Genomic DNA, 16742 nt, shown 5'->3' on the forward strand with positions numbered 1-16742 from the left:
TTGCTAAAGTAATTTCTGGTGTTTCAGTAGGAAAACTAACTTTTTCAAAAATTTCTCCCTTTTCATTTCCAACACCACAGATAAATTTTGTTCCTCCAGCTTCTATTGCACCTATTATCATAAATTTCTCCTTTATATTTTTTCTTTATATTTTACAATTTTTATTTAAGGATTTCAAATTTTTTAAGCTCATACCATTTAAAATCATTTAAAGTATATTCTCCAGAAAATTTAGGATTAGCTTCTAAATTTTTTGAATAGCATCTCGAAGTAAATACTTCTTCACCAGAGTTTAAAAATATTTCAATAGAACTATTATCTAAAAATATTTGAATATCTATTAAATTTTTTAGTTTAACACTTCTAGTTTTTCTTCCAAAACCACATTTTTCTAGATCTAAGGTAAAGATAGAACCATCATAAGTTAAAGATATACTATCTCTTAAAGTTAGATTGAAGTTTTTACATGTTATAAATTCAAAGTTTAACTCTACATTCTCTGCAGAACAATCCAAAGTTTTTTGAACCTCTCCTCTTAACTTTTTATACTCTTCTAAAGGAAGTTGATAGATTTTTTTACCATTAGCTTTTAACTCTCTTGGAAGAGTTAAGGCATGTTGCCACCCCTTATCTATAGTAGGTTGATTTGTATAATCTGCATCAGGTATTCCCATCCATCCAATTAAAATTCTACGGTTATTTTCATCTAAGAAAGTTTGAGGAGCATAGATATCAAATCCTCGATCTAATTCTATAAAATCTCCAAATTTATACTCTTTTTTCTCAAGATCTAGTTCTAAAGGGAAGTATCCACATTGATAGATATTAGCATAATCTATTCCTTGTTGCTCTACCCCTTGAGGACAACAGATTAGGAAAGTTTGTCCAGATATCTCAATAATATTTGGACACTCCCACATATAACCAAATTTTTCAGGAGTAGTAAGAGTCATATGATAGTCCCAATTTTCTAAATCCTTTGACTGATATATAAGGATACAACCAACATCATCTAAATTTCTAGCTCCCAATACCATATAGTAATTATCATTTTTTTCAAATATTTGAGGGTCTCTCACATGACAACTCATATTTTTAGGATAATCAATATTTTTTAAAAGAGTCTTTTTTTCTTTATATGTAAATCCATCCTTAGATTTTATTAAAATAGTATTTTGCTCTCTTCCAGCACTAATGTAATCATACTTTTTATCTGTATGTTTAACATTTCCAGTATAATAAAAGTAAAACTCATTATTTTTTATAAATGCAGATCCACTATAAACTCCATCTCTGTCGTCTTCAATATCTGAAAAGATAAAAGGTTCATACTCTTTATAAGTTATCCAATCTTCAGTAGTATAGTGTCCCCAAAGCTTCATACCCCAAGTGGCATCAAATGGGGTATATTGATAATAAATATGATTTACTCCATTGAATTGGCAAAGCCCATTGGGATCATTCAACCAACCACTAGGTGGAATAAGGTGAAAGTTAAGAGTGTATTTATCACCTTTCATTAATTCTTGTATTTTTTTTTGTTCATCTAAACGATTTAAATATTCAGTTTTATTCATGAGGTACTCCTATTTTTGTTTTACTAGAATTTTTGTCATAATCATACCAGTTCCCATACCAATAGCTATCATAGTCAAATATCCTAAAAGATTATTTCCTAAATAAGCAGGAATTGCAGGAATAAATGTAACTCCCATAACTGATGGTGCAACATTGAATAGCATTGCAAAAGCTCCAGCAATAGCTCCTCCTATCATTCCAGAGATAAAAACTTTTGTATTACTTAAAGTTACTCCAAATAGTAATGGTTCTGTTATTCCAAAGAAACAAGGAACGATAGAAGAAAGTTTTAATGTTCTATCTTCTTTGTCCTTTATACTCATAGCATAAGCTATTGCTGCTCCAGCTTGTCCAGCCATTGATGCAGTAATTAGAGCGTTCATTGGATTAACTCCTTTACTTGCTAGGTAACTTGTTTCAATTAACATAAGAGAAGTATGTAAACCAGTAACTGTTAAAGCTTGCTGAGTTCCTCCAAATATAGCTCCTCCTATTCCAAAAGGTAACTCAATAACCGATTGAACTCCCATCATAATAATATCTTCTACCATTGTAAAGATTGGTCCTAAAACAAAGAAAGCAGCTAATATACCAATAACAATAGTTAAGAATGGAGTGAAAACTAAATCAACAATACTAGGCATCCAAGATTTTATCCATTTTTCAACATGTGCTCCAAAAATACCAACAATCAAAGCAGGAAGTATAGTTCCTTGAAATCCTTCTATTCTAAATATTCCAACTTTTAAAGGTTCTACAGCTCCACTTGCTACTTCCCAGGCATTAGGTAACATAGGAGCAATAAGCATAAGTCCAAGTACCATACCAATAACAGGAGTTCCACCAAATCTTCTAAATGTAGACCAAACCACTAAAGCAGGAAGAAAAATAAATACAGTATCTGTAACAACTTGTGATAAAGTTAAAACTTCTGGTGAAAGAGTTAAACCAAGCTGCATTACAAATCCTCTTAATCCCATAAAAAGTCCAGTAGCAACTAGTACTGGAATTAATGGAATAAATACATCAGCTAAAGATCTTAGAATTTTTTGAATAGGATTTAAATTTGCATAAGCACTTTCCTTAGCTCCATCAGATTTTATAGTTCCATCAGAATTTATAATATTAAAAACCTTATTAACTTTACCAGTTCCTATAATGATTTGATGTTGTCCAGATTGATAAAAATATCCACCAATCCCCTTTATATTTTTTAAATTTTCAGTATTAACTTTGCTGTTATCTTTTACTACAATTCTCAGTCTTGTAGCACAATGCTCTAAAACAGATATATTGTCTTTTCCCCCAATATTTAATACTATTTCTTGTGCAATTTTGTTGAAATCCATACTTTCCTCCTTTTGTGAATTTCCTCTATAAATAATTTTTTATTTTACGGGAATGTTCCCATATAATAAAGATAATATATTTTAATAATTTTGTCAATAGTTTTTAAAAAATATTTCATATTTTACTTTTTTAGAATTTAAAGCTCTATAATAGTTCATATTATTATTTTAACTTTTTTTTTAAAGAGATTTAATGTATAATATATATTATTATATGGTAAAGGTGAGATTTAGATATGAGTAAAAAATTAACAATACTGGATATAGCAGAACTATCAGGGGTAGGAAAAAGTACTGTATCTAGATTTTTTAATAATGGTTATGTAAGTGAGAGTTCTAGGGAAAAGATACAAAAAGTAATTGAAGAGCATGGGTATGCTCCAAATTTATTTGCTAGAGGAATAAAAGCTAAAAATAATAAATTTATAGGTGTGATTGTACCTTGTTTAGACTCAGCTACAACTTCTACAATTTTGATGAAATTAGATAATAAATTGAGAGAGTGTGGTTATATTCCTTTAATTATAAATACCAATCATAATATTGATGTAGAGATAGCGAACTTAGATAATTTATGGAGACTAAATGTAGAGGGGATTATAATACTAGCTACTCAAGTTACATCAGAACATAAATCTTTTGTAAAAAGTGGAAAGCTTCCAGTATTATTTGTGGGACAATACTGTTCAAATGGTTATTCTATAGTTAATGATGAAGTTAAGGCTGGGAGAAAGATGGGAAAAAGAGTATTAAAATCTCACCCTAAAAATATTCTTTATATAGGGGTTGATGAAAGTGATACAATGGTTGGAAAAAATAGAAGAGATGCAGTGTTTAAGGTTTTGATGGAAGATAAGCTTATCAATATTGAAGAGATAAAGAGTGATTTTTCTTTAGAAACAACAGAGAAGTTGCTAGATTCTTATTTAAGATTAAAAAAACCAGATTTAATAATTTCGGCTACTGATAATATGGCACTTGGTGCTATAAAAGCAATACAGAAACATGGATTTAAAATACCTGAAGATATATCAATAAGTGGCTTTGGAGGATATAAAATATCAGATATTATTACTCCTAGATTAACTACAGTAAAATTTGATAATGAAAGAGCTGGAGAGTTAGCAGCGGAAAGTATAATTAAATTGATAAACGGAGAAGAAGTATCGAAAATACAAAAGATAGATTTTAAATTTTTGGATAGAGAAAGTATAAAATGATAAAAAAGAGCAAGATCTCACTTGCTCTTTTAAATTAAACTATTTTTTTAATAAAACTCTCATGATAAGGTCTCCAACTTTAACGTCCTTACCTTTAGCTACAATCTCTATTTTCTCAACAGCATCCATGTTGTTGATGATAACTGGAGTTTTTACAGATGGAGCATTTTCTTTTATGAAAGCTAAATCATACTCTACTAATTTATCTCCTACGTTTACAGAATCAGAAGTAGCAACTCTATTAAATCCTTGACCTTTTAAAGTTACTGTATCTATTCCAAAGTGAACGATCATTTCTAATCCATTTGGAGTTTCAAAGCTAACAGCATGATTAGTTTCGAAAATATCTATATCTCCAGCAACTGGTGCACAAATAGCTCCTTCAGTAGGATCAATAGCACATCCATCTCCTACCATTTTTTGTGCAAATGCATCATCAGGAACTTCTGATAAATCAATTACTCTACCATTTAATGGTGAATAGATTTCGAACCACTCCTCATCGTTTTTCTTTTTCTTAAAAAAATCGAATAATCCCATACGAATCCTCCCTATATTGAAATCAATATTGCAAGTATATTATTTCATATTTTTTAGAATAAATCAATCAGTTTTTTCGTTTTTAATAAAAAAAATAAAAAAATTTTTTCTAAAAATAGTTGACAAAAAAACATATATGTACTATAATCATATTATAAAATAATTAGCACTCGTTATAGAAGAGTGCTAACAAGATTCGAGGAGGTCGTTATTTATGAATCAAAACAAATTTACAGAAAACTCATTACTTGCTTTACAAGAGGCACAAACTCTTGCAATAAAAGGAAAACAACAATCTATAAAACCTGAGTTTCTAGCATTGGCTCTCCTTAAAAATAATGAAGGGCTAATCCCTAGAATTATTGAGAAATTAGATTTAAATTTAAACTATATTATCGGACAGTTAGAAAACGAAATTTCAAAATTTTCAAAAATAGAGGGAAATAATTTAGGGGATGTAACATTAGATCAAGGAACTCATAGAGTACTTATAGAAGCAGAAACTATAATGGAAAAAATGGGAGACTCTTATATAAGTGTTGAACATCTTTTCTGGGCATTGATTAGACAGCTACCTATATTAAAAAGATTAGGATTAGATGAAAAAAAATATGAAGCAGCTGTAAAGGAGATAAGAGGAAATCAAAAAGTAGACTCTCAAAACCCAGAAGCAACATATGAAGTTTTAGAAAAATATGCAAAAAACTTAGTCGAACTTGCAAGACAAGGAAAAATTGACCCTATAATAGGAAGAGATTCTGAAATAAGAAGAACAATTCAAATTATTTCAAGAAGAACAAAAAATAACCCAATTTTAATAGGTGAACCTGGAGTAGGTAAAACAGCAATTGCAGAGGGACTTGCTCAAAGAATTTTAAATGGAGATGTACCAGAATCTTTAAAAGGAAAAACAATCTACTCTCTAGATATGGGAGCTTTAATTGCTGGTGCAAAGTTTAGAGGAGAGTTTGAAGAGAGATTAAAAGGGGTATTAAAAGAAGTAGAAAATTCAAATGGAAATATAATTCTATTTATAGATGAGATACACACTATCGTAGGTGCTGGTAAAACTGACGGAGCTATGGATGCTGGAAATATTTTAAAACCAATGCTTGCAAGAGGTGAAGTGAGAGTAATTGGGGCAACTACTATAGACGAATATAGAAAATATATTGAAAAAGATCCAGCTCTTGAAAGAAGATTCCAAATAGTATTGGTAAATGAACCTACAGTTGAAGATACTGTATCTATTTTAAGAGGACTTAAAGAAAAATTTGAGATGTATCATGGAGTAAGAATATCAGACGGTGCTATTGTTGCTGCTGCTACTTTAAGTAATAGATATATAGCAGATAGACAATTACCAGATAAGGCTATAGACTTAATAGATGAAGCTGCTGCAATGATCAGAACTGAGATAGATTCTATGCCAGCTGAATTAGATGAACTTACAAGAAAAAGTATGCAACTTGAAATAGAAAGAGAAGCTTTAAAGAAAGAGACTGATACAGCTTCTAAAGAGAGATTAGAAAATCTAGAGAAAGAGTTAGCAGAGGTAAACTCTAAAAAATCTCTTCTAAAATCTCAATGGGAATTAGAGAAAAAAGATATTACTAAGGTAAAAGAGATAAAAGAAGAGATAGAAAAAGTTAAATTAGAGATGGAACAAGCAGAAAGAAATTATGATTTAACTAAATTATCAGAGTTAAAATATGGTAAACTTGGAGAATTAGAAAAACAATTAAAAGAGCAACAAGATAAATTAGATGCTTCTTATGGTAATAGTGGACTTTTAAAACAAGAAGTTACTTCAGATGAAATAGCAGATATTGTATCTAAGTGGACAGGAATACCAGTATCAAAATTAGCTGAAACTGAGAAAGAAAAAATATTAAATCTAGAAAATTCATTAAAAGAGAGAGTAAAAGGTCAAGATGAGGCTGTTAAAGCTGTAGCAGATACTATGATTAGATCGAGAGCTGGACTTAAAGATGCTAATAGACCTATGGGATCATTTATATTCTTAGGACCAACTGGGGTAGGTAAGACTTATCTTGCAAAATCTTTAGCTTATAATCTATTTGATAGTGAGGATAGTGTAATTAGAATAGATATGAGTGAGTATATGGATAAATTCTCGACTACTAGACTTATTGGTGCACCTCCAGGATATGTAGGTTATGAAGAAGGAGGACAATTAACAGAGGCTGTAAGAACAAAACCATACTCTGTAATACTATTTGACGAGATTGAAAAAGCTCATCCAGATGTATTTAATATATTATTACAAGTCCTAGATGATGGAAGACTTACAGACGGACAAGGTAGAGTAGTGGATTTTAAAAATACACTTATCATAATGACATCTAATATAGGAAGTAGCTTAATTCTAGAAGATGTAAATTTAAGTGAAGAAACTAGAGAAAGAGTATTAGACCAATTAAAAGCTAACTTTAGACCTGAATTTTTAAACAGAGTTGATGAGATTATAACATTTAAAGCTCTTGACTTAGCTTCTATTAAAGATATTGTAAGACTTGCATTAAAATCAGTAGAAGAAAAATTAAAAGATAGATATATTCAACTTAACTTCTCTGATGATGTTGTAGAGTACTTAGCAGAAAACGCTTATGAACCTCAATATGGAGCAAGACCACTTAGAAGATATATACAAAAAGAGCTTGAAACATCTTTAGCAAAACTTATACTTTCAAATGAAATTAAAGAGAGAGATAAAGTTGATGTTATACTTGAAAATGATGAAATCAAGTTCAAAGTTATAAAATAAAAAAATATAAAAGTTAAATAGCAAAATAGAGTAAAATATGGAAAAATTGGTAGTAGAAGTATTGTTATCAGTTTTTCCATTTTTATTTTTAAAAGGAAGTTTTTTCTCTAACTAAGAGTTGTAAATTTTATTCAAATAATGTATAATGATAAGATAGAAAAAATCTAGAGAGGGAAAAAATGAGTGTAGATATAATAAAGGAGTATTTAAAAAAACTTTCACCATCAAGAAAGTTGATATTAGGATTTTTATTGGCAATATTGGTAGGAACTTTTTTGCTGATGATGCCTTTTTCATTGAAAGAAGGAGAAAAACTTAGTTTTCTATCCTCGCTATTTACAATTGTATCAGCAGTATGTGTAACAGGACTTACTGTGGTAGATGTATCTAAAGTTTTTTCTCCAGTTGGAACGACAATTATAATATTTTTTATACAATTAGGTGGATTAGGAGTAATGACATTTTCCTCTATAATATTTTTGGCAACTGGGAAAAAAATGACTTTTTATGAAAGGGAGCTATTAAAAGAGGAAAGAAATGCTGATAGTAGTGGAGAGATTGCTGATTTTATAAAAAAATTACTATTTATAGTTTTTATAATTGAAAGTATTGGAGCAGTGATTTTGACAACACAGTTTATAGGACAAATGAGCTTTTGGAAGGCGATATACTATGGAATTTTCCATTCGATATCGGCTTTTTGTAATGCAGGATTTGCTTTATACTCTAATAATTTAGAGGGATTTAAATCTAATATAGTTATAAATTTGACTATAGGATATTTGATTACTTTAGGTGGAATAGGATTTGCCGTAATAACATCATTTATAACTGTAGTTAGAAATGGAGTAGATAGATTTAATTTAACTTCTAAGATGGCAATTTTAATTTCAATAATTCTTACTTTTGGTGGAATGATATTATTTTTTATTTTAGAATATTCTAATCCAAATACAATAGGAGATTTAAATATTTTTCAAAAAGTATTGGCATCATATTTCCAAAGTGTAACTTTGAGAACAGCTGGGTTTAATACTGTTCCTCTCGGGGACCTAAGAAGTTCTACAATATTTATAAGTTGTATTTTAATGTTTATAGGAGCTTCTCCAGGATCAACAGGAGGAGGAATAAAAACAACAACTTTTGGTGTTATTATGTTCTATGTTATTGGAATAGCAAAGAAAAAAGAGAATATAGAGGTATTTAATAGAAGAATAGATTGGGAAATATTAAACAGAGCATTAGCAATTCTTGTAATTGCAATTACTTATGTAGCCTTTATAATAACTTGTATTTTAGTAATAGATAATTTTTCTATGGAGCAAGTTGTCTTTGAAGTAATCTCAGCTTTTGGTACAGTTGGACTGACATTGGGGATCACACCAAATTTGAGTGTAATATCAAAGCTTCTTATAATAATAACAATGTTTGTAGGAAGATTAGGACCGTTAACTTTTGCTTTAGCAATAGGGGAAAGTAAGAAAAAGGCAATTTCAAAATATCCGAAGGAAAATATACTAGTAGGATAATTTTAAGGAGAGTAAGATAGATGAAACAATATTTAGTAATTGGATTGGGAAGATTCGGAACAAGTGTAGCACAGACACTTTACGAATCAAATGAAGAAGTATTAGCTATTGATGCTAATGAAGAGAAAGTACAAGATTGTATAAATGACAATATAGTAGATAATGCTATAGTAATAGATGCAACAGATGTAAATAGTTTGAAAGATTTAGGTGTAAGTAACTATGATATAGCTTTTGTATGTGTTGGAGAGATAGAGCCAAGTATTATGATAACTCTAAATTTAAAAGAGTTAGGAGTAAAAAAAATAATAGCAAAGGCTGTTACAAAAAGTCATGGAAAGGTATTAGCAAAGATAGGAGCAAATAAAGTTATATATCCAGAGGAGTATATGGGAAGAAGAGTAGCTCAACTTGCTATGGAACCGAACCTTGTAGAACATTTAAGATTTTCATCAGATTTTTTACTGTTAGAAGTAAAGGCTCCATCTATCTTTTGGGGAAAGAGTATAATAGAATTGGATATCAGAAAAAAATATAATTCAAATGTAGTTGGAATAAAGAAAGAGGATCAAAGCTTTAATCCAAATCCGTTAGCAACAACTGTAATAGAAAAGGGAGATGTACTTTTAGTTATTACAGATAATAAAACAGCAGACTTTTTTGAAAATATGAAATAACTTTAGGAGGAGAAAATGCATAATTTTGATGTCATTGTAGTTGGGGCTGGACATGCAGGTTGTGAGGCAGCACTAAGTTCAGCTAGAATGGGAGCTAATACAGCTATTTTTACAATTACATTAGATAATATAGGAGTAATGTCATGTAACCCATCAATAGGTGGACCAGCTAAATCTCATTTAGTAAAGGAGATTGATGCTCTTGGTGGAGAGATGGGAAGAAATATAGATAAAACTTTTGTTCAAATAAGAGTTTTAAATACTAAAAAGGGACCAGCAGTAAGATCTTTAAGAGCTCAAGCAGATAAGGTAAAATATGCTAAAGAGATGAAAAAGACACTTGAAAACTGTCCAAACTTAAATACTATCCAAGGAATGGTTACAGATTTAATCATTGAGGATGGAAAAGCTGTTGGAGTAAAAATAAGAGAGGGAGTAGAGTATAGAGCTAAGATGATAATTTTAGCTACTGGAACTTTTATGAGAGGATTGATCCATATAGGGGAAAATCATTTCAGTGGTGGAAGAATGGGAGAATTATCATCAGATGACTTACCACTTTCATTAGAGAGAGCTGGAATAAAATTAGGAAGATTTAAAACGGGAACACCAGCTAGAATAGATGCTAGAAGTATAGATTTCTCAAAGGTTGAAGAGCAACCAGGAGATGAGGAGTTACTTAAATTTTCAAATAGAACAAAGGATGAGGATATAATAGGAAGAGAACAGATATCTTGCTATATAGCTCACACAAATGAGAAAGTTCATGATATAATTAAGAGTAATAAGAGTAGATCACCTATGTTTAATGGAACAATTCAAGGAACAGGACCAAGATATTGTCCATCTATAGAGGATAAGGTATTTAGATATGAGGATAAAAATCAGCACCACCTATTCTTAGAAAGAGAGGGGAAAAATACAACTGAGATATATTTAGGAGGATTATCATCATCTCTTCCTACTGATGTACAGGAGGGAATGTTAAAAAATATATCTGGTTTAGAAGATGCTCATATCATGAGATATGCTTATGCTATAGAGTATGATTATATTCCACCACAAGAGATAAAATATTCATTAGAGAGTAAAACAGTAGAAAATTTATTCTTAGCTGGACAGATTAATGGAACTTCTGGATATGAGGAAGCAGGAGCACAGGGGCTTATGGCAGGAATAAATGCTGTTAGAAAACTGCAAGGTAAGGATCCTATAGTTTTAGATAGGGCAGATTCATATATTGGAACATTAATAGATGACCTAGTTACTAAGGGGACAAATGAGCCATATAGAATGTTTACCGCTAGAAGTGAATATAGATTACTTCTTAGAGAGGATAATGCAGATTTAAGACTTTCTAAGATAGGATATGAGATAGGGCTTTTACCAGAAGAGGAATACAGAAGAGTAGAAAAGAAAGAGAAAGATGTAGAGGAGATAAAAGCTAAACTTATAGCAAATTATGTTGGTCCAAGTAATCCTAGAGTAAATGAGGTTCTTGAAAAGAGAGGGGAAACTCCATTAAAAGATGGAGTTACATATTTTGAGTTACTTAGAAGACCAGAGGTAACTTTCCAAGATATAAAATATATAGCCGAATTTGCAGGAATAGATTTAGGAGATTATTGTAGAGATACAGAGTATCAAGTTGAAGTTCAAGTTAAATACTCTGGATATATCGAAAGATCTATGAAAATGATAGAAAAACATAAAAGTCTAGAAAATAAAAAGATACCAGCAGATTTAGATTATGATACTTTAGAGAATATTCCTAAAGAGGCTAAAGATAAATTAAAGGCAGCAAGGCCTTTAAACATAGGGCAAGCTTCAAGAATATCTGGAGTTTCACCAGCAGATATACAAGTTTTATTAATATATTTAAAAGCAAGGGGGAATTAAGGTGAGAGATTTCTTAATTTCTGGACTTAAAGAGATAGGTGTAGAATATACAGAAAAAAAAGTAGATAATTTATTAAAGTACTTAGAACTTTTATTAGAGTATAATTCACATACTAACTTAACAGCTATGAGAGATGAAAAGTTAATAGTAGAGAAGCATTTTTTAGATTCTTTACTTTTACAAAATTTAATAAAGAGTGACATGAAAAAAGCTATAGATGTAGGAACAGGAGCTGGATTTCCAGGAATGGTTTTGGCAATATTTAATGAAAATATTAACTTTACATTGATGGATTCTATAGGAAAGAAGACAAAGTTTTTACAGATGGTAAAAGATGAGTTAGGGCTTGAAAATGTGGAAGTAGTAACTTCTAGAGCTGAAGATTTTATTGATGACAATAAAAGAGAGAGTTATGATTTGGGACTTTGTAGAGGTGTATCGAAGCTAAGTACAATTCTAGAGTATATAATACCTTTCTTAAAAGAGGGAGGAGTATTTCTTTCTCAAAAGATGGAGGGAACAGGAGAGGAAGCAGAAGCTTCTAACGCTTTAAAAGTTTTAAATTCAGAAATAGTGGAGATATTTAACTTGAATCTACCATTCTCAAAGGATCCAAGAGTGGTAATAGAGATAGAAAAAAAAGCTCCAACAGATAAAAAATATCCTAGAAGAGCGGGAATACCATTAAAAAGACCTTTATAGGTGAAAGGAAGAGAGAGGAAATGACAGATTTTTTTAAGAGAAATAGAAAAAAACTTATATTTGTTACTTTCCTCTTTTTATTCTTTTTTGGAGGGTGGTGGACAATAAAATACAACCTTCCAAAAACTGTAGAAGTAGTAGTAAGATTATTTGTAGGACCAACTCTAAAAAGTAGTAGTATAGATTTTCAAAAAGATAAAGTAGTAATAAAAGATTTTTTATTGGCAGATGGAGAAGAGGTAATAATTGATACTCCAGAAGTTGATATTCTTTATACAAAAGAGTCTTTAAAAAACTTTAGAATAGAAGAGATTATATTAAACGGCGGAACAGCAAATATAACTAGAAGAAAAAATGGAGATATAAATATAGTGGCAGCTTTTGCTGGAGAGAGTAAAGAAGATGAGAGCAAAGAGGAGACTCCAGCTAAGGATGAACCATATAAGCCGGGAATAGGGATTCCAATAGATAGAATTACTGGAAAAAATATAACTACTGTATTTAGAGATTTAGGTTATAGGCTACCAATAGAGCAAACTGCTTATAATACTAATGGATATCTTACATTTAGCAAAACTGAGGGGATTAATTTACATTTTATAGGAAGTAATGGACCAGAGATATATGATTTTGCTTTTTCTACTACAAAAGAGCCGTATTCAATGACTATAAAGTTGAGCAATATAGCTGTAAAGAGTGAGTTAGTTCAGTATGGGTATGATGGTAAAGAGGTTTCATATGATGGTGGAGAATTAAATATGGACCTGACTATAGCTTCAAGCGGAATGTTAGGTTGGATAAAATTCCAAGATGTGGATGTAAGGTATATAGATTTAGATGATCCGATAAAAGCTGTTACTGGTGGAGTAGATTTCACAAAAGAGGGGATATTTTTAAATGCTACTGGAAAAGTGTTTGAAAAACCTGAAAAGTTTACTCTTGCATATAAGGATAACGAATTGAATATAGATTTTAATTTAAAGGATATTCAAAAAGAGAATTTAGAAAAACTTTCATATTTGAAGGGGATAGAATTACCCTTTGAAAAAATTAATATAGATAGTGTTAAGTTTAATCTAAATTTAAAAGAGGAATTGAAAGTAACAATTGATGCTTTTATTAAAAAGTTAGAGATGCCAGGATTAAAATTAGAGAATACAGATGTGAATTTTCTTTATGATAAGTTAGGAATCCATTTACCTAAAATATCTACTACTTTAAACAGATTAGATGAGAATAAAAGAGTAACAATAGCAGAGAAAATAGATGGAACAGTTAATTTCTGGGAAGGAAAGGGTGATTTAACTTTAGATATAAAAAATGTAAATCATCAAAAGTATATCCCAGATTTTAAAGGAAAATTGAATTTTGAGATTTTGGAAAAGGAGATAGACTTTAATCTAAGTTCAAATATTATAGACTTGGAGGGAAGATATCTCTTAGAAGCTAAAAAAGTTCAATTAGATAAAAAGAATGAGTATTTTTTAGAATATGATTTAAATAAAAATATATTGAGTACTGGGGAGGGAAAAATCAAATTTTCTCTTTTTGCAAATAACTTTATAATAGATTATTTTGTTAACAATAATCAACTTAATTTAAAGAGTTTTTCTTTAATAGGTGATTCAGGAAAAGAATTGGAATTAAGTGGTGATATAGATTTATCTAATATTAACTACAACTTAAAATTAGATAGTAAAAATCTACATTTTAAAGAGTTCTTAGGAGAAAAAGAGGGAGAGCTTAGAGGGACTTTTACTGGTTATATCCAAGGAGAAAAAGATAAAGTAAAAGGTGAGTTAGATATAACTTCTATCTCAGGAAAGTATTTTGGTAAAATAGATGATTTAAGAGGGAAGTTAGTGTTCTCTAAAGATGAGAAACTTTTTATGGAGTTTAATGGTGAGATTGGAAAGTTAGGATATAAAGATTATGAAGTAGATGGCTTTTATTTTGTTACAAGAATGAAGAATAATATTTTTGAAATAAAAAGCTTCAATAATCAATTATTATCACTTTGGGGAAATATAAACTTAAATAAAGAGAGTATAGACTTAAATGCTAAGATTGAGAAATTATCATCTAAAAAATTTGGAGTAGAAAAACCAGAGTTAAGAATAGATCTTCTTACAGCTCAATTAAAGGGAAAATTAAGTAATCCTATTGGAAAAATACAGTTAGATGATGTTAAGTTAGTTCTAGAAAGTGGAGAGATGGTAGCAGTAACTGGGGATATAAATTACCTTAATAATTATGTTACTATCAATGAAGTTAAAATTAATAATAATATTTTAAAAGGGAAGTATTCTGTAGAAAAAAATAGTTATGATGCAACCTTATATTTGATAGAAGAGAATATAGGAAGATACTATGGAGATACTAGTTTAAAATATAGAGTTATAGGAACAGCTAAACTTAAAGGTGAGGGAAAAGTTCTTACTTTGGGTTTAAAATCAACTATAGATAAAATTTATTTAATGGGAAATAAACTTCCAAATATATATATAGACACAGAATATAGAGCAGAAAATCTAAATGATGGTCTTTTAAAAATAAAGGAGATTACATTAAGTAATAGTTCTTTAGAGAATCTTTTTTCAATAGTAGGAGAGTTTGATGTTGTAAATTCTAATTTAAATATGAGAATAGATAATCAAAAACTTCCGTTAAAGTATTTAAAAGAGTATATTCCATTAGATGATTTAAGTGGAGATTTACTATTGAATGGAGATTTTGGTGGTAAATTAGATAGTTTAAATTATAATTTAAGTATAACTAGTGATACAATAGGAATAAAAAATGTGTTGTTTAATAAATTTAGAATTTTCCTAAATGGAGATTTAAAGAAAGTAGTTTTAAATGAATTTTCTTTTAAATATTTAGATAATCTCTTTTATTCTAATGGAGAGTATGATATAGTAAATAGTAGATATAGTTATAATGCTCAAGCTAGAGATATAAACTTTGATTTTTTAAATATATTTTTAGAAAAGTATGGAATCACTAATATACATGGTTTTTCTACATTTGATTTAAAGATAACAGAGAGTAAAAATAGTGGATTTTTAAAAATTAAAAATTTTAATCTAGAAAATAAAGATTTATTCTTGAAATTAGAGCAATTTAACAGTACAATAAGATTAGAGAATGATAAGGTATATGTAGAGGAATTTAAAGGTAAATTAAACGAAGGAACAATTAGTTTAGATGGGGACATAGTTATTCCAGTATTAAAAGAGATTTCAGAAAATCCATATTATGCTGAAAGATTAAAATATAGATTTAATCTAAAGTTGGATAAAATAAATTATAAATATGGGAATATGTTTGGAGTTACTTTTAATAGTAATATGAGTGTAATTGAAAATAAAATATTTGGAGATATAGAAATAATAGAAGGAGGAGTAGACGAAATACCTAATACCTCAAAGAGTTTATTTCAAAGAATAAAAGAGTTTTTATTCAAGTCATCCTCAGAAACTGTTAATAAGAGTGAGGATCTAGGTTCTGATTTTAAAATAGAGACAGTGTTTGAAAATTCACTGGATATAAATATTGGAGTCAAGATATCTAAGGGAATAAAACTTGATATTCAAACAGTAAACTCATTTGTTGGAGATGTAAAGGGAAATGTAATAGGAAATGGAACATTGAGTGGAAAAGATGGAAAATATAGCTTTATAGGAAATGTAGAGGTTATAGGTGGAAGTTTAAATATCAATGAGAATATTTTCTATTTAGATAGAGCTATGGTAATATTTAATGATCCCAAAACTTATCTTCCAAAGGTAAATCCAAATCTTTTAGTAGACGCTAGAGTTGATGTTCAAGATGAACAATTAGGCTTAAGCTTAAATGGTAATTTAGATAATTTACAATTTACTATAAATTCAAAAAGTGGAAGTAGTAGTGGAAATTTAAACTCTTTATTAACTGATACAGATAATTTAGAAGGTGGAAATAGTGCTACTACAACTTTAATAACTAATGTTATTGGAGGGCAATTATCACAAATATTCAGACCAGTATCTAATCTTGTAAAAAATACATTAAATATTTCTAAATTTAGAATTAGCTCAAATATTTTAAGTGAACAAACTAAAGATAATAATAATGATGAAGCTCAAAGCAGATTAAAGTTAGGAGCAGTTTTAGAAGCAGAAGATAATATATATAAAGATAAAGTGTGGTGGGTAGCAAGAGGAACACTATTGGGGGAGGATAATGTAAATAGCGAACAAAGAGATAGTAGTAATAGTGGAGCATTACAAGAGTATGATATTTCATTAGAATACAGATTTGATGCAACAAAATCTATTGGAATAGGAGTTGGAAAGCTCCCAGAAGACAGAAAAAAATCATCAGATAAAGAATCTAAAAATGGCTTAAATTATCATATAGACTTTAAATTTGAAAAGAGATATGATAGTCTACTAGATATCTTTATAAATAAATAGTG

11 protein-coding genes are annotated in these 16742 nt (G+C 29.4%); 7 read left to right on the plus strand and 4 right to left on the minus strand.

Going from position 1 to position 16742, the window contains the following annotated elements:
- The 3 genes from IAA47_02845 to IAA47_02855 all read right to left on the minus strand — a co-directional run.
- A partial coding sequence (locus IAA47_02845) for an ROK family protein (protein ID MBU3841912.1) occupies positions 1–121 on the minus strand: 121 nt, incomplete at its 3' end.
- Between the two features lie 40 nt (positions 122–161).
- Entirely contained in the window at positions 162–1577 is a 1416-nt protein-coding gene (locus IAA47_02850; GenBank protein MBU3841913.1) for a glycoside hydrolase family 32 protein, read from the minus strand.
- Between the two features lie 9 nt (positions 1578–1586).
- On the minus strand, positions 1587–2927 hold the full coding sequence (locus IAA47_02855; GenBank protein MBU3841914.1) for a PTS transporter subunit EIIC: 1341 nt from the start codon (positions 2925–2927) through the stop codon (positions 1587–1589).
- A 236-nt stretch (positions 2928–3163) separates the two neighbouring features.
- On the opposite strand from IAA47_02855, the gene IAA47_02860 reads away from it, so the two are divergent.
- Positions 3164–4147 carry a LacI family DNA-binding transcriptional regulator gene (locus IAA47_02860; protein ID MBU3841915.1) on the plus strand — a complete coding sequence of 328 codons (984 nt, stop codon included), beginning with the start codon at positions 3164–3166 and terminating at the stop codon, positions 4145–4147.
- Between the two features lie 39 nt (positions 4148–4186).
- On the opposite strand, the gene IAA47_02865 is transcribed toward IAA47_02860, so the two are convergent.
- Positions 4187–4687: a PTS glucose transporter subunit IIA gene (locus tag IAA47_02865; protein MBU3841916.1), complete on the minus strand. Its 501-nt coding sequence runs from the start codon at positions 4685–4687 to the stop codon at positions 4187–4189.
- A gap of 214 nt (positions 4688–4901) precedes the next feature.
- Between IAA47_02865 and clpB the strand changes: the two genes are divergently transcribed.
- The 6 genes from clpB (at position 4902) to IAA47_02895 (ending at position 16740) form a co-directional block, all read left to right on the plus strand.
- Positions 4902–7475 carry an ATP-dependent chaperone ClpB gene (gene clpB / locus IAA47_02870; GenBank protein ID MBU3841917.1) on the plus strand — a complete coding sequence of 858 codons (2574 nt, stop codon included), beginning with the start codon at positions 4902–4904 and terminating at the stop codon, positions 7473–7475.
- Positions 7476–7654: 179 nt separating this feature from the next.
- Entirely contained in the window at positions 7655–9004 is a 1350-nt protein-coding gene (locus IAA47_02875; protein ID MBU3841918.1) for a TrkH family potassium uptake protein, read from the plus strand.
- Positions 9005–9024: 20 nt separating this feature from the next.
- On the plus strand, positions 9025–9681 hold the full coding sequence (locus IAA47_02880; GenBank protein ID MBU3841919.1) for a TrkA family potassium uptake protein: 657 nt from the start codon (positions 9025–9027) through the stop codon (positions 9679–9681).
- A 15-nt stretch (positions 9682–9696) separates the two neighbouring features.
- Complete coding sequence (mnmG, locus tag IAA47_02885) at positions 9697–11580, plus strand: tRNA uridine-5-carboxymethylaminomethyl(34) synthesis enzyme MnmG (GenBank protein MBU3841920.1); 1884 nt, start codon at positions 9697–9699, stop codon at positions 11578–11580.
- Between the two features lies 1 nt (position 11581).
- A complete protein-coding gene (gene rsmG / locus IAA47_02890; protein MBU3841921.1) occupies positions 11582–12283 on the plus strand; it encodes a 16S rRNA (guanine(527)-N(7))-methyltransferase RsmG in 702 nt (233 codons plus the stop codon).
- 20 nt (positions 12284–12303) lie between these two features.
- Entirely contained in the window at positions 12304–16740 is a 4437-nt protein-coding gene (locus IAA47_02895) for a hypothetical protein (GenBank protein MBU3841922.1), read from the plus strand.
- The last annotated feature ends 2 nt before the right edge of the window (positions 16741–16742 follow it).

The organism is Candidatus Fusobacterium pullicola, assembly GCA_018883725.1.
In the GTDB taxonomy this organism is placed as follows: domain Bacteria; phylum Fusobacteriota; class Fusobacteriia; order Fusobacteriales; family Fusobacteriaceae; genus Fusobacterium_A; species Fusobacterium_A pullicola.